Source organism: Rhodoglobus vestalii, from assembly GCF_006788895.1.
In the GTDB taxonomy this organism is placed as follows: domain Bacteria; phylum Actinomycetota; class Actinomycetes; order Actinomycetales; family Microbacteriaceae; genus Rhodoglobus; species Rhodoglobus vestalii.
On the sequence record NZ_VFRA01000001.1, the window covers coordinates 1,462,075 to 1,479,773 of the forward strand.

At 61.3% G+C, this 17,699-nt stretch carries 16 protein-coding genes; 9 read left to right on the plus strand and 7 right to left on the minus strand.

Features of this window, described 5'->3' with window-relative positions; genetic code table 11:
• The first annotated feature begins 296 nt into the window (after window positions 1-296).
• The 4 genes from FB472_RS07070 (at window position 297) to FB472_RS07090 (ending at window position 4,632) form a co-directional block, all read left to right on the plus strand.
• Window positions 297-515, plus strand: coding sequence for a hypothetical protein (locus tag FB472_RS07070; protein WP_141990304.1), 219 nt, complete (start codon window positions 297-299; stop codon window positions 513-515).
• Window positions 516-709: 194 nt separating this feature from the next.
• Entirely contained in the window at window positions 710-1,993 is a 1,284-nt protein-coding gene (locus tag FB472_RS07075) for a serine/threonine-protein kinase (RefSeq protein ID WP_141990305.1), read from the plus strand.
• Window positions 1,990-2,412, plus strand: coding sequence for a hypothetical protein (locus FB472_RS07080; protein WP_141990306.1), 423 nt, complete (start codon window positions 1,990-1,992; stop codon window positions 2,410-2,412). The genes FB472_RS07075 and FB472_RS07080 overlap by 4 nt, the downstream gene beginning before the upstream one ends.
• A gap of 636 nt (window positions 2,413-3,048) precedes the next feature.
• The gene (locus tag FB472_RS07090) at window positions 3,049-4,632 is read left to right on the plus strand and encodes a molybdopterin-dependent oxidoreductase (protein ID WP_141990307.1); all 1,584 of its coding nucleotides are present in this window, start codon (window positions 3,049-3,051) and stop codon (window positions 4,630-4,632) included.
• 73 nt (window positions 4,633-4,705) lie between these two features.
• On the opposite strand, the gene FB472_RS07095 is transcribed toward FB472_RS07090, so the two are convergent.
• From FB472_RS07095 to FB472_RS07110, 4 genes are read right to left on the minus strand one after another with little or no spacing between them, the layout of a single operon-like run.
• Window positions 4,706-6,670 carry an ABC transporter ATP-binding protein gene (locus FB472_RS07095; RefSeq protein ID WP_141990308.1) on the minus strand — a complete coding sequence of 655 codons (1,965 nt, stop codon included), beginning with the start codon at window positions 6,668-6,670 and terminating at the stop codon, window positions 4,706-4,708.
• Entirely contained in the window at window positions 6,667-8,400 is a 1,734-nt protein-coding gene (locus tag FB472_RS07100; RefSeq protein ID WP_141990309.1) for an ABC transporter ATP-binding protein, read from the minus strand. Before FB472_RS07100 ends, FB472_RS07095 begins: the two co-directional genes overlap by 4 nt.
• 5 nt (window positions 8,401-8,405) lie before the next feature.
• Entirely contained in the window at window positions 8,406-9,011 is a 606-nt protein-coding gene (locus tag FB472_RS07105; protein ID WP_141990310.1) for a TetR/AcrR family transcriptional regulator, read from the minus strand.
• A 58-nt stretch (window positions 9,012-9,069) separates the two neighbouring features.
• A complete protein-coding gene (locus FB472_RS07110; protein ID WP_141990311.1) occupies window positions 9,070-9,393 on the minus strand; it encodes a 4a-hydroxytetrahydrobiopterin dehydratase in 324 nt (107 codons plus the stop codon).
• 130 nt (window positions 9,394-9,523) lie between these two features.
• Between FB472_RS07110 and FB472_RS07115 the strand changes: the two genes are divergently transcribed.
• Together FB472_RS07115 and FB472_RS07120 are read left to right on the plus strand one after the other, a co-directional pair.
• Entirely contained in the window at window positions 9,524-9,733 is a 210-nt protein-coding gene (locus FB472_RS07115) for a hypothetical protein (protein ID WP_141990312.1), read from the plus strand.
• Entirely contained in the window at window positions 9,730-10,317 is a 588-nt protein-coding gene (locus FB472_RS07120; RefSeq protein ID WP_141990313.1) for a hypothetical protein, read from the plus strand. Before FB472_RS07115 ends, FB472_RS07120 begins: the two co-directional genes overlap by 4 nt.
• A gap of 23 nt (window positions 10,318-10,340) precedes the next feature.
• On the opposite strand, the gene FB472_RS07125 is transcribed toward FB472_RS07120, so the two are convergent.
• Both FB472_RS07125 and FB472_RS07130 read right to left on the minus strand, forming a co-directional pair.
• On the minus strand, window positions 10,341-11,699 hold the full coding sequence (locus FB472_RS07125) for a reverse transcriptase family protein (RefSeq protein ID WP_141990314.1): 1,359 nt from the start codon (window positions 11,697-11,699) through the stop codon (window positions 10,341-10,343).
• Window positions 11,700-11,774: 75 nt separating this feature from the next.
• Window positions 11,775-12,716, minus strand: coding sequence for a LysR family transcriptional regulator (locus FB472_RS07130; RefSeq protein ID WP_170192050.1), 942 nt, complete (start codon window positions 12,714-12,716; stop codon window positions 11,775-11,777).
• A 76-nt stretch (window positions 12,717-12,792) separates the two neighbouring features.
• Between FB472_RS07130 and FB472_RS07135 the strand changes: the two genes are divergently transcribed.
• Window positions 12,793-14,526, plus strand: a complete 1,734-nt coding sequence (locus tag FB472_RS07135) for an L-aspartate oxidase (RefSeq protein ID WP_141990316.1) — start codon at window positions 12,793-12,795, stop codon at window positions 14,524-14,526.
• A 215-nt stretch (window positions 14,527-14,741) separates the two neighbouring features.
• Here the strand turns inward: FB472_RS07135 and FB472_RS07140 are convergent, their stop codons facing one another.
• Window positions 14,742-15,347, minus strand: a complete 606-nt coding sequence (locus tag FB472_RS07140) for a hypothetical protein (protein ID WP_246078122.1) — start codon at window positions 15,345-15,347, stop codon at window positions 14,742-14,744.
• Between the two features lie 178 nt (window positions 15,348-15,525).
• On the opposite strand from FB472_RS07140, the gene FB472_RS07145 reads away from it, so the two are divergent.
• Together FB472_RS07145 and FB472_RS07150 are read left to right on the plus strand one after the other, a co-directional pair.
• Complete coding sequence (locus tag FB472_RS07145) at window positions 15,526-16,155, plus strand: ABC transporter ATP-binding protein (protein WP_141990318.1); 630 nt, start codon at window positions 15,526-15,528, stop codon at window positions 16,153-16,155.
• Window positions 16,152-17,645 (plus strand): hypothetical protein, encoded by a 1,494-nt coding sequence (locus tag FB472_RS07150; RefSeq protein ID WP_141990319.1) that lies wholly within the window; start codon window positions 16,152-16,154, stop codon window positions 17,643-17,645. The genes FB472_RS07145 and FB472_RS07150 overlap by 4 nt, the downstream gene beginning before the upstream one ends.
• Window positions 17,646-17,699: the final 54 nt, after the last annotated feature.

Genomic DNA, 17,699 nt, shown 5'->3' on the forward strand with positions numbered 1-17,699 from the left:
AAGAAATTGCACGCCGCCGGCAGCCTATTCCTCAGGGAACGGCAGCTGATCCGCCCGGCTTCAGTTGGGTCCATCGTCCCAGAACGAAGTAGCCGTCGCGGCATTCAGGATCACCCATCCCACCCGCCCATCCACCAAAAGATAAAAGTATCGGGTTTCTGAGTTTCTCAGGCTGGGATCAGGAAAACACCGCTGGCAGCTGTGGTGCCGGTCGGGCGCTGGATACCGCACAAGATCAAGAAACGATTTTTCTATGAAGGAGGTAGCGGAATGCGCCGCGATGACAGAATGGCAGCATGAGCAACCCTCTTGATGTCCCGTCAGAAAAGCCGAAGAAGTCTAACGACGCAGCAATGTCCTACTTCTTCGTCGGGCTCGCGCTCATCGTCACTGGTGGCGGTCTCTACTTCGGCGGCAATGGAGCAGGTCTTGCGTTAGCAATCTCAGGCTTCGTATTCGTCATTCTCGGCATTCCCGCACTCAAAGAGTGGGACGCGAAGAGAAAGAAGCGTTGATCGGTTCACGAAAGCCGATAAGCAGTCAGTCCGAGTTGCTCAAGCTCATCCACTGGGGCAGCCTAAAGATCACGGGTGCCGCTGCGGTTGCTGCGTAGCAGTCTGCTCTCGGAACCGCCGTTAGAGCTGATCGTCCAGCGACCGGACCCGGCCAACTCGTCTACAATCGCTTGGTCAGGACTAGGGAGGTTCGTATGTCGATTGGTAAATCCCTTCGACCAGCCTCGAACGCGGATGACGAGATCATCGGCAGCGTGATTGGTGGGCGTTACCGAGTTACCAGCCTTATCGGCCGTGGCGGCATGGCTTCGGTCTACCGCGCCACCGACCAGTCGCTGCCGCGTGAAGTCGCACTCAAACTGATGCTGCCGGGGATGGCCGACCCTGACGAAATAAGCCGCCAACACAATGAAATCGACACCCTCGCAACGCTCAACCACCACGCGCTGGTGACCCTCTTTGATGCGGGTACCGAGAAGACACAGGCCGCTGATCGCGTGTTTCTCGTCATGGAGTTCATCGACGGACCGAACCTGCGCGAGGTAATGACAGCGCCGCTTCCACCGGGGCTGGTGGCACATCTCGGCGCCGATATCGCGGAGGCCCTGCATTACATGCACGGCCGGGGTATTGTGCACCGGGACGTCAAACCTGCCAACATCCTGATGGCGCATTCGGAGCTTCCTAGCCGCCAATTCCATGCGAAACTTGCCGACTTCGGCATCGCCCGACTGGTCGACGGAAGCAGACTGACCTCGACAGGCATCATCATCGGCAGTGCGAGCTATCTGAGTCCGGAACAGGCAAGGGGCGGCGAGACAGCAGGGGCATCCGATGTTTACTCGCTCGGTCTTGTGCTGTTGGAAGCGCTGACCGGCGAGAAGGCTTTCCCCGGAAGCACCATCGAAACGATCAGCGCGCGGCTGAATAGCACGCCGACCGTGCCAGATACACTTGGCGAGGTCTGGGGCGAGCTACTGACGAACATGACAGCGCTTGATGCTGAGCATCGGCCCCCTACGATGGACGTTGCCGTCGCAATGCGAAAGCTTGCCAGCGCGTCCGAAGGCACGGAAGTGAACGTCGTCGCCCCGATCGGCATGACCGAATCGCTTGGCAATGACAATGAGGACGGAACGGCTCTAGGAGCAACCAAGGCGTATACCGCGGTAGTGACCGAAGCAACGGAAGCGTTGAGCGGGCCAGACACAGTGACGCAGGTGTCGAAACCCGTTATAATTTCGTCGCCCAGCCGCCCGGAGCCGAGAGTCACCGCACCAAAGCGCCCGCTCAGGTCTATCCGCAAGAAGACCATCGGCTTCGCCATCGCTGCCGTCGTGGTTATCGCCGCCACGGTTGGTGCGGTTTCCTGGTCGAACTCCCAGCCTCCGGCCGCCGCACCCGCGCCGACGTATCCAGAGGTATCCGGCACGTTGGGTACACACCTCAAACAGCTCCAGGAAAGCGTGACACCATGAGCGCTTGGGGACGCGCGGCCACTCGAATCGTCGCTGCAGCGTGCGCCGTAATGTTGGTCACCGCAGCACTCAGTGGGTGCGCGCCGACGAAACCAGAACTTGACTCTGTGTCAGCCTCAACAATGCAGGAATCCGTCGCCGCCGTAACGCAGGCAGCCGCCGACGGCGACCCCGCAGGTGCCCTCGCCGCCCTTGACACTCTTGAGGCACAGCTGAAGGAGGACACCGCGTCGGGCCTGATAAGTGCTGATCGAAGTGCCCAAATTCAGGCGTCAATTGACCTCGTCCGTGCCGACCTCACCGCCGCTCTGCCCGAGCCCTCACCGACTCCTACCGAGAAGGACCCTGGTAAGTCTGGAGACAAGGGCGACGACAAGGAGGACGACAAGAAAGATGACAGGAAAGATAAAAATGGCTAGGGCCCAGGTGAACAAAAGGCGCAACGAGGCAACGCTAACGTGCCTCGATCTCTTCCCAGCGTTCACCGACTTCGTCGCGCATCCAGATGGTCTGACTGGCCGGTTCCAGTAGAACGTCTACAGACCAGTACGTTTCGCCCAGATTTCAGCCGGAGATGACGCCTGCAGTCCCTTCATCAATAGGAATGGATGTCCCCACAGCAGCCACGTAGGCGGCAGGGAAAGATGAATCGCGTCGAAATCGCGAGCGACGTGCGACCGGTAGGGAATGACCCACCAGCCTGCGCGTCCGGCCGCGCGGTACCAGTCGTGGCGTCGTCGGGGCGACCACGATGTGGCCGGCAAGTAGGGTGCTCACATCTAGGAACATCAGGTCAGCCTAAGTCTTAGCAACCTGCAGCTTCGAGCCTTGCAGCACGAAACGAAACTGTTCCTCCGAATCGGTCTCGTTAGGGGTGAAACTTTCCCGCGTGGTTCCGGTGAGCCCTCCCGCGGCGCAAATTGCCGGTGCGTTCCCGCCCGAAGATTGTCGTCGAAACAGGCAGCGCAGGCTAAAATCGGTTCTGCCTGAGGTTTTACGAAGGAAGAAGCGATCACCCCGTGGCCTATCAACCGAAGTCTGCCCACCATGAGCGCATGAGCGTGCAGCACGTGCGCAGGTGGTCTGCGCTGCTCGGGGTTCTCAGTGCTGCCGGCACACTCGCCGTTGCCGAACTCGTCGCCCTCGTTGTCGCTCCCGCGAGCAGCCCGGTGCTGGCTGTTGGCTCTCTCGTCATCGACCTCGCGCCGGCATGGTTAAAAGACTTCACGATCGCGCTGTTCGGTACGAACAATAAATTGGTGTTGCTGCTCTGCCTCGGTGTTCTGGTGTTGCTTCTCGCGCTGATTGTGGGTGTTCTTGAGTACGGAAAACCGGGCTGGGGCGTTGTCGGGCTCGTGGCGGTCGGTGTGATCGCAACTATCGCGGTCGCAACGCGCGCCGAGGCCACCGCAGTGTGGCCCCTCTCTCCGGTTCTCGGTGTGGCCGCGGGGGTGCTGTTGCTGCGGCTCGGGATGATCCGGCTGCGCCGCTGGGTGCGCACGACGGCGGTGACCGGCGTTCCCGAGGCAACCAACGCAACGCCCGCTACTGTTCCGGCCGGTCGCAAGGCCAGCCGCCGCGACTTCCTGCGTTTCGTCGGGGTCACATCGGTTGGCGCCGTGCTGGTGGGCATCGGCGCGCGGGTGGCGAACGCTGGCGCCACCGCCGTGGATACTGTTCGCAGGGCGCTGACCCTCCCCGCCCCCGCAATCCCTGCCCCGCCAATTCCCGCGGGTGCAAGTCTCGACGTGTCCGGCATCTCCCCGATTGTCACGTCGAACACCGATTTCTACCGCATCGACACCGCGCTGATTGTGCCGAACATTGACGCCGACCGGTGGCGGCTGCGAGTCACCGGAATGGTTGAGAACGAGCTTGAGTTCACTTTCGACGAGCTGCTTGCCCTGCCGATGATTGAGAAGATCATCACGCTGTCTTGCGTGTCGAATGAGGTCGGCGGCGACCTCGTCGATAACGCGCTCTGGCTCGGCTACCCCATCCACAGGGTGCTCGCGATGGCGAAGCCTCTGCCCGGTTCCGACATGGTGCTGTCTAGGAGCGTCGACGGTTTCACGGCAAGTACGCCGCTAGAGGTGTTGCAGGATGAGGATCGCGACAGCATCCTCGCGGTCGGTATGAACGGGGAACCGCTCCCGCGGCAGCACGGCTTCCCTGTGCGCATGGTTGTTCCCGGCCTTTATGGCTACGTCTCGGCAACGAAATGGCTCGTCGAGTTAACGGTCACCCGGTTCGCCGACCAAACGGCGTACTGGACCGACCGAGGGTGGTCCGCGAAAGGCCCGGTCAAGGTGCAGTCACGCATCGATGTCCCCCAGCAGGGAATCCAGGTGGATGCCGGCACGGTGCCAATTGCCGGTGTTGCGTGGGCTCCCGATACGGGAGTGCAGACAGTAGAGGTGCGCATCGATGGCGGCCCCTGGTCTGAGGCACGGCTGGCAACCGCCATCTCGGCCGACACCTGGGTGCAGTGGGTCTATGACTGGCAGGCGACACCCGGAGAACACAGCATCGAGGTACGTGCGACGGATGCGGCCGGAGTGACCCAGCCCGGTGAACCCGTACCGGTCGTGCCGGATGGCGCAGAAGGGTGGCACACGATCAGCGTGCAGGCTGTCTAGCGCTCGTGGCCCACGTCGTCGCCCATAGTCGCCCGGCTCCGCGCAGGAAGCACGTCGCCGGGCGCCGCACGCGCTAGACGGCGCCGCTGACCGGAGCCGCAAACTGCGCGTTATAGAGGTCGAAGTACGCGCCTTCCGCCTCAAGCAGTTCGTGATGAGTGCCCTGCTCGACGATTTGTCCGGCATCCATCACCAGAATGAGGTCGGCATCACGGATCGTTGAGAGTCGGTGCGCAATGACGAAACTGGTGCGGTTGCTGCGCAGTACCGCCATCGCCTGCTGCACCAAAACTTCGGTGCGGGTGTCGACGGAGCTCGTGGCCTCGTCGAGGATGAGCACGCTCGGCTTTGCGAGGAACGCCCGCGCGATGGTGAGCAACTGCTTCTCCCCCGCGCTGACGTTATCTGCGTCATCCTCCAACACCGTGTCGTAACCGTCGGGCAGAGAGTGCACGAAGCGGTCAACATAGGTGGCAGTCGCGGCGGTGATAATCTCCTCCTCCGTGGCATCCGGTCGACCATAGGCAATGTTCTGGCGGATGGTGCCACCGAACAGCCAGGTATCTTGCAGCACCATTCCGGTGCGGCCGCGGAGATCATCCCGAGTCATATCGGCGATATTGACACCGTCGAGGGTGATGCGCCCGGAGTCCAACTCGTAGAAGCGCATGATGAGGTTCACTAGTGTGGTCTTGCCGGCACCCGTCTGGCCCACGATCGCGACCGTCTGACCCGGTGCCGCGGTCAGCGACACGTTCTCGATCAGGGGCTTATCGGCGGAATAGCGGAACGACACATTGTCGAACACGAGCTCGCCCGCGGTGCCGGTGGGGCTTGCAGCCTTCGCGCTGTCGGCAGACTGTTCCTCGGCATCCAACAACTCGAACACTCGCTCAGCGGAAGCGACACCCGACTGGATCAGGTTCGCCATGCTGCCAAGTTGCGTGAGCGGCTGGGTGAACTGCCGCGAATACTGCAGAAATGCCTGCACATCTCCGAGGCGCATAGTGCCACCGGCGACCATCGCGCCACCGACGACGGCGATGGCCACATAGATCAGGTTGCCGACAAACATCATGGACGGCTGGATGATGCCTGACACGAACTGGGCGCCGAAGCTGGCCTTGTAGAGTTCCTCATTCTTCGCATCGAATACCGCCGCGACCTCACGTTGACGCCCGAACACTTTCACGAGCGAGTGCCCGGTGAAGTTCTCCTCCACCTCGGTGGTCAGTTCGCCGGTGTATTTCCACTGCGAAACAAACATCTTTTGTGACCGTTTTGCGACGGTGACGGTGATCACGACGGTCAGCGGAATGCTGACAAGCGCGATGACAGCCAGCAGCGGCGAGACGATAAACATCATCACGATGACACCCACGACGGTGAGCAGGGAGGTGATGAGTTGACTAAAGGTCTGCTGCAGGCTCTGCGAAATGTTGTCGATGTCGTTCGTGACGCGGCTGAGCAACTCACCCCGTTGCGTCCGGTCGTAGTAGCTGAGCGGCAGGCGATTGATCTTGCCTTCCACGTCGTCACGCAACCGGTACATCGTGGATTGCACGACCGTGTTGAGCACATAGGCGGAGGCCCAGCCGAACACCGACGAGACGATGTACAGCGAGAGCACCAGAATCAGAATCATGCTCAGTGCCCGGATGTCGATGCCGGCGCCGGGGGTGAGATTCATTCCACTGAGCAGGTCGGCTTGATCGTTCTGGCCATTAGCCCTCAGTCCATCGATGACCTCCGCTTTCGTGCTTCCGGCGGGCAGCCCCCGAGAGATCGCGCCCTCGAACAGGAGGTTGGTGGCCTGACCGAGAAGTTTCGGGCCGAGCACGCTGAGCCCGACGCTGACGATCGTGAAGAACATCACCCAGGCGAGCCCGACACGGTGCGGCGTCAACATGCCGAATAGGCGGCGTGCTGATGGCCCGAAGTTGAGGGCTTTCTCGGCGGGCATTCCCGTGCCCGCGAAGGGTCCGCGGCCGCGCTGCGGTCGAGCGGCAACTTTTTCGTCGTGGTTCGACTCGCTCATGCTGCCGCCTCAACCGTCAGTTGTGAATTCACGATCTCGTTGTAGGTGTTCGAGCTATCGAGCAGCTCATCATGGGTTCCGCGGCCGACAATCTCGCCGCTTTCGAGCACCAGAATCTGTTCGGCATCCCGGATCGTCGCAACACGCTGCGCGACGATGATCATGGTGGCATCGGCGCGATGTTTTCGCAGTGCGAGCCGCAGCCGCGCATCCGTGGCACTGTCGAGTGCCGAGAACGAGTCGTCGAACACGTAGATCTCCGGTTTCTTGACGAGCGCCCTCGCAATCGCGAGTCTTTGCCGCTGCCCACCAGACACATTCGTGCCCCCCTGAGAGATGGATGCTTCGAGCTGGCCATCCATCCCTTCGACAAAGTCGCGCCCCTGGGCGATGGTGAGTGCTTCCCACAGTTCTTCATCGGTGGCATCGGGTTTGCCGTAGCGCAGGTTGCTCGCCACCGTGCCGGAGAACAGGTACGGCTTCTGGGGAACGAGACCGATCCGGCCCCACAACAGATCGGGGTCGATCGTGCGAACGTCGACATCATCGACCAGGACTGCGCCGTCGGTGGCATCGAAGAGGCGCGGGAGCAGGTTGACGAGGGTCGTCTTGCCCGCTCCGGTGCTACCGATTATCGCGGTGGTCTGGCCCTGTCGAACATCGAAGTGCAGGTCGCGCAGCACTGGCTGCTCAGCACCCGGGTACGAGAAGGAGACGTGCTCCATCGTCACTGTTCCGTGCCCGGTTAGCGACATCACCGGGTTTGAGGGTGGCGTCACCGAGCTTTCGGTCTCCAGAATCTCGCTGATCCGGTCTCCGCTGACTGCGGCGCGTGGAAGGATGATCGCCATAAAGGTGGCCATCGTTACCGCCATCAGGATCTGGAGTAGGTAGCTGAGGTAGGCGACGAGAGCCCCGATCTGCATCTCGCCGGAGTCGACGCGCAGGCCACCGAACCAGACCACGGCGACACTGGAGACGTTGAGCACGAGCATCACGATGGGAAAGATCAGCGCGGTCAGGCGGCCGGTCGCAAGTGTGGTGTCGGTGAGGGTGCGATTGGCCTGTGCGAAACGCTTGGCTTCATCCTTTTCCCGCACAAAGGCACGGACGACGCGGATGCCGGTGAGCTGTTCCCGCAACACTTGGTTCACGGTGTCGATGCGTTTTTGCATCGTGCGGAACAGCGGCACCATGCGAGCGACGATGAGTCCGATTGCCAGCAGCAGCACCGGAACGCTGACCGCCATCAGCCAGGAGAGCCCGACATCCTGACGGATCGCCATGATGACACCTCCGACGGCGAGGATGGGCGCGGCAATAAATAGGGTGCAGGTCAACAGCACGAACATCTGCACCTGCTGCACGTCGTTCGTCGAGCGGGTGATGAGGGTGGGCGCACCGAACTTCGAGACCTCACGCTCCGAGAATTCGCTAACCCGGTGGAAGAGCGCACCGCGCAGGTCACGCCCGAGGGACATCGCTGCTTTTGCCCCGAAGTAGACGGCGACGATCGCACACGCCACCTGCGCCAGTGTGATCGCGAGCATGACCCCGCCAATCATAAGGATGTGCCCCACATCACCTTTGGCAACCCCGTTGTCGATGATGTCGGCGACGAGACTCGGCAGGTAGAGGTTGGCGATCGACTGGGCAGCTTGGAAAATTGCGACGCCAACAAGAAGTTTGGCGTGCGGGCGAAGGTAGTGGCGCAGGAGGCGTAACAGCATGGGATCTACTTCTCAGTTGCGGTGGTGGGTATCGGCGTGCAGATACCGTGCAGGATGATGGCGGTGAGTTCTTCGTCGGTGAAGCTGGTGTTATCACCAAAGTGCGGCATCGACGAGGAGAACGCGAGCAGCTGCACAAGGTGCGCGATGCGTTCCGGCGTGAGCGCCAGCGAGTCGAGTTGGGGGGCCAGGAATATCTTAAAGGAGCGGTTCATGGCCGCGTGGTGGTGGCTGCTGGGCCGCTTGCGGTATTCACCAAACAGCGACATGAGGCTGACGACATCCCGGAATCTGGCACGGATAAGCGCGATTGCTTCTTGCACCTTCTCCTCGAGCGCCAGCGTCGGGTCGATGTTATCGAGGGCACGCAGCAGAGGCGCAGGGTCGGTATGCGTCTCGATGGATGCTCGGATCAGGTCGTCTTTGTCGGCAAACGCCCGGTAGATGGTTCCTTCTGCGATACCGGCGGCTTCGGCGAGCTGGCGGGATGTTACGGCGGGCCCATATTTGCGCAGCACCGGGGCGACGGCGGCAATGATCATTGCGCGGCGGTCATTGACGCTTAGCGGGGTGGCGCGGCTAGTTTTCGCGGGCGCGGTGGGAGTTGCCATACTGCATGGTAACTGAGTGAGCGCTCGTTCATTCGTCGTCGCACTCGATTATCAGGAGCTACACGGTTGGCACCTGAGACGGGTCAGCCGCGATGCCGAGTTCACGAGCCGCGGTGGAGATTTGCTTCGCCAGAGCCACATCGAGGTCGCTGAGCGCGTCGATGTCGTGCGTGAATAGGCTCACCGCTACCCCGGGGTAACGCAGGTCAACATCCGGATGATGGTTCGCAGCATCGGCAAGCTGCCCAATGACGTCAATCAGTTCGACGCCCTTGGCAAATGACCCCGTGGCGAAATACGTCTTGGCTCCATCGAAGTGCACCTGCCAATCCTCCACTCCATCGGATGCGCGAAACTGCTGGGCAGAGATGGGTTCGGCCATGGGGTTCTCCAATCGTAGGAATGCGTTAACCCTGCGCTGTGGTGGCGCGTGAAGTCAACCGGCCGTCTGGCCGTGCGCAATATGTCAATTTTAAGTTGACAACGGGACCCCGTCAACTTACAATTGACAAATGGCTAAAGACTCCCCCGCGCAGACAACCCGTCCGGCACTCGCATCGATCTTTCTCGCGCTTGCATCCGTTTTTGTTGCGCTTTCCACACTCTTCATTCCCTCCGTTGCCATCAAAATCACCGTGCTCGTGATCGCAGCGGTGCTTCTGGCCGCAACGGGAGCTTCGCTCGCCATCGTGCTTGCCAAATCACGCTCGTCAGATAAGTGACAGTCGACAGCGCACAGACGCCGGATGGTCGCCTCCGCAAGGCCCTATCCGACCTCATTGCTGCGGTCGATCCGACACTCGCAACGCGACTGGATCAAGATCCCGAGGCATTTTTAGATCTCATCGACCTGACCCGCAAGAGTGGGGAAGAGCTGGCTCAGTTGTTGAAGTCCGCCGTGTCATCTGCTCGAAGCGCGGGGCTGAGTTGGGAACGCATCGGGCAGCGACTGGGAATGAGTCGACAAGCAGCGCAGCAACGATTCGGCGCTACTCTCGACCGCGCCGATGCTGAGGCTTCGAGCGAGAGACGCCGACTTCACCCGGTTACGGCCTTTGACGAAATGGAGGCACTCGCTACCGCTGGGGTCCAGGGTTGGCACTCAATTGGTTACGGGATGTACTTCCACGACCTCATCCGCTCGCACGAGCAATGGGAGCATCTTCGGGTCGCAGCTTTCGGGCCCACCAAGCGAAGCCTTGAAGCTGATGGCTGGAAGCGCATCGGAACTATGTGGTTTCCGTGGGCGTACTACGCGCGGGCCACCGGGATACCGATCGAAATCGATGGTGAGCCTTCTCGATAAGCGTGACTCCCGAGAATCCGTCCTCACCAGCGGATGAGCGCGAACTTCTGCCGTAGCGCCTCGCCCCTCAGAGGATTCAGGGTTTCTACCCACGCAATACGGCCCAGCAGGTGGGCCCGAAAGTCGTTGTGGCCTCCGCGGTTCTGGCGCTCCACGCCGAGGGTCGCACAGTTATGAAGTGTGGCTTTGAGGAGGTCGTAGTCGTGTCGGGAAATGTTGGTGTGGTCGTTGACGACGATTCCGGTGACTGTTTGCCTCACGCCTGATCGTCGCACTCTGGTCTTTCGCGGATTAATCGTTTGGCCCTCCTCGCGCACGACACCCTGAACGCCGCGAATAAAAGCGTCGGGTCGTCGGGCTAAATCGCGGTCCCCGCTGAAAGCGAGATCGTCGGCATACCGGGTGTAGATTGCGCCAACCGAGTGTGCCCAGCCGGTTAATCGTGAGTCGAGACGACGAATGGCCAGATTCGCCAGCATGGGAGACGACGGCGCTCCCTGCGGCAAATGGTTGGCGGCCAACGCGTGCCGCAGCGCAAATCGTTCGTCGGCGTCGCCGCCGGGCGGCATCGCGGCAATCACCCTCGGTGGAACAGAATTGGTGCACAGCCCCGTCAGAATATGCGCGACCGTCTCGGGAAAACCGGATTGCCGAAACACCCCATAAATTCGCGAGGCCGTGACCCGGGTGAAGAACGTTGTGAGGTCGAGGGACACCACAATTTCACGCCCGGTGTGGAGGGCAGCGCCCGTTACGGCACTGCGGTTAGCAATGAAGCCGTGCGCCGCGTCATTGACCGGGATGAGCGCGATGACCGCATCGAGGAGCAGCCGTTGCACCCGACGGATCCGCTCCTCGGGCACCTCAAGCAGTCGCGGTGTTCTGCCCGGTCGGGTGCGCCATTCGTAGCGGTAGTGCTGGAGCGGTCCAACCGGCGCGCGACGATTCCAGTTCTTGGTGTCGGCATACCAGTCGAGCTGGCCGATGGTCAGTCCCAGCAATTCCGCGAGCTCGGCAACGGTATTGATTCGTGGAACTAATCCGCCAACGTCGCGGGCTTGTGACGGGGCTACAACAAGATGGTGGATGCGGATGGGGCGCCGCTGCTGACGTGCTTTGGCAATGGCATCCACAAAGGCGGGCGAGTTGCGGATGAACGCGGCCAACTCTCGCGAGGAATCGGTGGGCGGTCGATGGTAGGCGGCTACGACATCCGCGACTACTGCTCTCAACCACCGTCTGTGTGCTCCGAGAACGCTCCAACCAGCGTCAACGAGTTGCTTCGTTTCCCACACATCGGAGGCAAGAAAAGCGTAGGCAAGTGCGTGAGAAATTGCCGAGGGAGACGGATGCGGGGCACGATAAGAACGATGGGCTGCCATGATAACAACGGCAGTATTGGGTACCGCACGTTTACCGAAACTACCGCTCACACGGGGCGAAGTTCGGCATCGGTATCAGTGCCGTCGTCGGTCGGAGATCAGGCTCATTGTCGCGCCAGCCCGGGCCGCGAACGCGGTAGCGGTAGCGGTGATGGTGCGCTGCATCACCGTGACTGCGGCGGTCGGTGCAACATCCGCCGGTCGGGCGAGGCTAATGGTTCGGGTAAGCGTTGGTTCTTCGAGCCGAACCGACTGCAACCCAGGGCGATCGAGCAGCACCATCGCCGGCACAATGGCGACACCGAGCCCGCGTTCGACGAAACGCAGAACAGCATCCATTTCTGCTCCCTCAAGTACGACATGAGGGGTGAGCCCCGCGGCGGCGAAGGCGTCATCGGTCGTTTTGCGGAGATCGTAGCTTGGGCTAAACACGATCTGCGGCAGTCGAGAAACGGCCGCGAGGTCAATGGCATTGTGCGCCGCCAATGGAGCGGTGTTGGCGGCAGAGATCACCACAAGCTCCTCAACGAGCAGTGTGGTGACAGTGAACTTCTCGACGGCCGCCACATTTGAGGTGGTGATGAGCGCAAAATCGAGCTCACCGCTGGCAAGCTGGTCGAGCAATTGCCGAGATCCGTGTTCCGAAAGGTGCAATTCGATTGCCGGATGCGTTGTGTGGAATTCTTTCAGCACCTCGGCGACAAGGCTGATGCAGAGGGTGGGGGTTGCGCCGAAACGAACCCTGCCGCGTTCGAGCCCGGCTAGTTCCGCCAACTCTCGGCGCACCGATTCTGCATCAGCCAGCATGCGTCGCGCGAGCGGCAGCAGCAGCTCGCCCGCCGACGTGAGCGTGCTTCCTTCTCGGGCACGATGAAACAGCTCGGCGCCAAGGCTTTGCTCGAGCGAAGAAATCTGACGGCTCAATGATGGCTGCGCGAGATGTAGCTGCTCGGCGGCTCGGGTGAAGTTTCGAACCCGGGCCACCTCAACGAATCCAGCTAACTGTTCGAGGTTCATATCCATAGCTTATTCGCATTGCTACAACGATATTTGTGCATTGGAGTAATTGACCGAAGATGTTTAGCGTAGATACATGAGTTTTTCAGAACGTCAGATCTCCACCACAGTCCTCGTCATTGGCACGGGAGGCTCCGGTCTTCGCGCGGCAATTGAGCTCGCCGAAGCTGGTGTCGACGTGCTGGCCCTAGGCAAACGTCCCAAGTCTGATGCCCATACCTCGCTCGCTGCGGGCGGCATCAACGCGGCCCTCGCCACAATGGATGTCGAGGACAGTTGGCAGCAGCACGCCGCCGACACCATCACCGAGTCCTACCTGCTGGCGAACCCGCACACCGTCGAAATAGTGACCTCGAATGCGGCCCGCGGGATCGAGGATCTCGAACGCTACGGCATGCCCTTCGCCCGAGAAAACGATGGGCGCATCTCTCAGCGCTTCTTCGGTGCACACACCTACCGTCGCACCGCTTTCGCCGGCGACTATACCGGTCTCGAAATTCAGCGCACCCTGATCAATCGGGCGGCGCAATTGAATGTTCCCATTCTCGACACCGTGTACGTGACCCGAATCCTCGTGAACGATGACGGAGCGGTCTTCGGTGCTTACGGCTTTGACCTGGAGACGGGCACCCGCTATCTCATTCACGCCGATGCGGTAATTCTCGCCGCTGGCGGCCACAATCGCATCTGGCGGCGAACCTCATCGAGGCGCGATGAGAACACGGGTGACTCTTTCCGTCTCGCGGTTGAGGCTGGAGGGCGCTTGCGCGATCCCGAACTGGTGCAATTTCACCCCTCAGGAATCATCGAGCCCGAGAATGCTGCGGGCACGCTGATCTCCGAAGCTGCACGCGGTGAGGGCGGAATTTTGCGCAACGGTCTAGGCGAACGCTTCATGGGCAAGTACGACCCCGAACGCCTTGAACTATCCACTCGCGACCGGGTAGCACTCGCCTGCTACACCGAAATCAAGGAGGGCCGCGGCACCCCCAATGGTGGTGTGTGGCTGGATGTCTCCCACCTCCCTCGCGAAACCATCATGACCCGCCTGCCGCGCGTTTATCAGACGATGCTGGAGCTGCAAATGCTCGACATCACGAAGGATCCGATCGAGATCGCGCCAACCGCGCACTATTCGATGGGCGGAGTGTGGGTGCGACCAGAAGACCACAGCACCGACGTTCCCGGCCTCTATGCCATCGGTGAGGCATCCAGTGGGCTGCATGGCGCCAATCGTTTGGGCGGCAATTCCCTGTGCGAACTGCTCGTCTTTGGTCGTATTGTCGGCCAGGCTGCAGCCGGCTATTCGGCATCGCTGCCAGCGCAGACACGATCGGCAGCCTCGGTGCAGGTTGCGCGCGATGAGATCACCCACCTGCTCGCGGCCGATGGGTCGGAGAATGTGAGGGCCCTGCAACGCGCCATCCGAAACACCATGACCGAGCATGCCGGTGTTGTTCGCGACGAAACAGGTTTGAAAACCGGCCTTGCCGAACTCGACGCGATCGAGGCGCGCATGAGTGACATTGGGGTGCACCCGGATATCGCCGGCTACCAAGACTTGGCGCACGCCTTCGACCTCAAGTCAGCAATCATGGCGGCCAGAGCCACCATAGAGGCGGCCTTGGAACGCCGCGAGAGCCGCGGTTGTCACAACCGAAGTGACTACCCCGAGATGGACAAGTCGCTGCAGGTGAACCTTGTCTGGTCTCCCGCCACTGGAGTGACTCGGGAAGAAATCCCGGCGATCCCGGATGAGATCCAGGCTTTCATCCGTGAAGTGGCCGTCGAGGGCAAGCTGCTCGAGTAGCCGGTCATCGGCGCCGATGCGCACCTCTCTTGCTCTCCAGCGAGGGCGTTTAGCAGTCAAATTCCGGTGACCAACCTGATACTTCCTTGGGTGCGAGAACGTTACTGGGAAATGCTTCGAGTTCGGCACTCGAAGTCCCCGTGGCCTATCACGACTCCACACCGCCTCGATTCGCCAGCTCAGAAGCGCCCTCAAGCTCATTGGCGAGACGCAGATCAGCGACGCGCAAACCCGAGCCTGATGAACGGGAGGTGTTCGCGCGCAATCACCGCGGTGAGGGTTCCACCGTTCGCGAGTTTCGCCCCGATGGCGTAGACGAAGGGGTCGGTGTCAATCTCCGCGCCCGTCACGCTCTCCCCGTCGATAGTTACATCTATGCCAGCCCGGATCATTCGCTTCGAGGTGAGCGCGGGTGAGTCCCAGTCGTGAACGTCGAGCCCGGGTTCTTCACGGAACTGGTTCATCAGGATGTAGTTGGCGTGCTGGACGAGAAGGTTGTCGAGGTCGGCGAGCTCGGACTCGTCACGATGCCAGCTGGTCTGAACGGCTTCCCACAGCATCGGATATTTCATGCTTTCGACTCGCTCGATCAGCCATGCCGGTCGTGGCCACGGTGGCACCTCTTCGAGCGAGCGACGGGTCTTGTCGTCAAGGTCCGCAAGGTTCGCCGGATCGGATTTGTCTTCAGGCTTGCGCCACAGCGTGGCTGAGACGCTGGCGGTCATGGAGTCACAGCCGAGAGCATCAGTGCTCGAGTTAACGCCGATATCGGTGACCTCCACTGAACGCTGTGCAGCAAACTCGATTACCGGAATTGGCATGCCGTTCAAAGTCTTGGCACGCTTCACCCTCGGATCAGGTGCGTCCTCTGGCAGAACTCCATCGAAGTGCATCCTCTAAGAGTGCTGCTGTTCGCGCCGAATGACAAGACCTCGAAATTGTTTCGGCTTATCTGCCAGCAATCGGTTCGCGCGATATGTGGTCTGCGAGGATTGCCTAATGATTGAGGTGGATCAGGTAGGTGTGGTTGCTGGTGAAGTGACGTTATTGGCGCCGGTGTCTGCGGCAGCGCGGCGGGGTGAGGCTCTGATCGTGCGTGGACGCAACGGGACGGGTAAGTCGACACTGTTGCGGGTGCTGGCGGGGGCGAGAAAGCCATCAAGTGGCGCGGTGCGAATCGGTGGCGGATCGGTGGCGGAGCGTGACCGTGGCTTTCGGCGACGCGTGTCTACGATGATCGGGCTACCGCCGATGGCTGTCGACCTCACGGTGCGGGATCACGTCATGTTGGTCGCGACCACCTGGTTTGATGATCCGGCGGCGGCTGTGGACCTGGCGAGCGGGGTGCTTGCGGAATTGGGGCTTGATCAGCTTGGAGAGCGGTTCCCGCACGAACTATCGTCCGGTCAGACACAACTCTTCGGGCTCGCCCTGGTGCTGGCGCGTCCCTTCGAAGTGCTGATCCTCGATGAACCCGAACAGCGGTTAGATCCTGACCATATCGAGTCCGTGATCCGCGTTCTCGGCTCTCGCCGCGACGACGGCGCGACCCTCGTCATCGCCACCCACAGTGCGGTGCTTGCCGAAGCGCTTGCCGACCAGAACCTGCAGCTGGAGATCGCAGCATGAGCAGCCGATCACAGGCAGCGATCAGTATTTGGCGTGCTCGCAACATCCGCACGACTGGTGATCGCGCGTTCGCCATCTACACAGTGCTGATGCTCGCCCTCGTGGCCGTCATCCCAATAGGTCGGGCAGTGTGGCTGAGCGCGACCAGCCCAACAGGGCTTTCCCTTCTTGCGGATGCTGCGGCACCACGCATCGCGTCGCTCATCGTTGCTGCACTGTGGGCCGGCGCGTTGCTGCTGGGGCGCGACCGAGGCCCTGCGGTTCTTCCACCATTTGTGACTCACGCTCTTGCCACGAGCGACCTTCCCCGCTTCAACACCTTCGGTGCAGCATTATTGCGTTCGGGAATGATCGTCGTCACAGGATGCATGATCGTCGCAGGATTGATCAGCACCAGCCTCGCCAGCAACGGACTGGCTGGGGCACAAGCGGTCGCGAACTTCATTGCGGTCGGCACGCTCGTGGGCGTCATCACGACGGTGGCGTGGTTGGTCGGTCAAGTGTTCCCGCGCGCTGCCGTGGTCGGGGCTCTCGGCATCCTCGCCCTCGGAGTGGTCGCCGTCGCAGTTCCTGCCTCGCAAACGTACCTGCCCTGGGGATGGGTCGGTCTCGCGTATCCCACGAGCGGGGGATCACCCAGCCTCCTTGCATTGACAGCACTGGCTCTCTCGCTGGTCGGTTTGGTTCCGGTGCTGATGAATCGGCTCGGTTTCGAACAACTCGCCATGCAGGCAGCACGTTGGGAATCTGCAACCACGCATGCTGTCGGCATGGACTTCTCGTCAGCGGCCACGATCTACCAGCCCAAGCCGCACTTCGGGCGCCGGATCCGTGCGGTGCGACCCTACGGCCGACTGGCGCGGATCTTCTTCGTCCGGGACGCTATTGGAGCGATCCGAACGCCCGGCCGGCTCATCGTCAGTATCGTCGCGCTCAGCGGCGCCGGGGTGTTACTTGCTTTCGCGTTTGTGCCGACGGCACCGGGCTGGCTCCTTGGTGCCACTGCCGGGGTTATCGCCTTCGCTGGTCTGGGCCCGCTCACTGATGGAATCCGTCATGCTGCCGGCGTCGCCTCAGGCTTTCCGCTTTATGGGATGAGCGACGAGCGCCTCCTCACCCACCATGCGCTCTTTCCGTTGGTAGTCACCCTCGTCATGCTCCTCGCGGTGGTCATCCTGTGCTCAATTATTTTCGGCACCGCATCCGGCGCTGCCGCCGTCAGCTCCATTGCCCTCGCGCTACTTGCCCTAGCCACTCGGATCAGCAATGCGCTAAAAGGTTCCCTGCCTATTGCGTTGCTGACCCCGATGTCGACGCCCGCCGGCGATCCGATGGCCGCTGTGCGAGTTATCTGGGGTCTCGACGCGATTCTCCTCGCCGCGCTGGGAGGAGCAGCAGCCGTACTCGCATTTGAGTCACCGATACTTCTGCTGGGGATCAGCACCGCCCTCACCGGAATAGTAGTCACCCGCTGGCGTGATCGGCGATAGTGCCGCAGCGGGAAAACTTTCGAATAGCTGCGCGGATCGACAGAAAATGGGCGT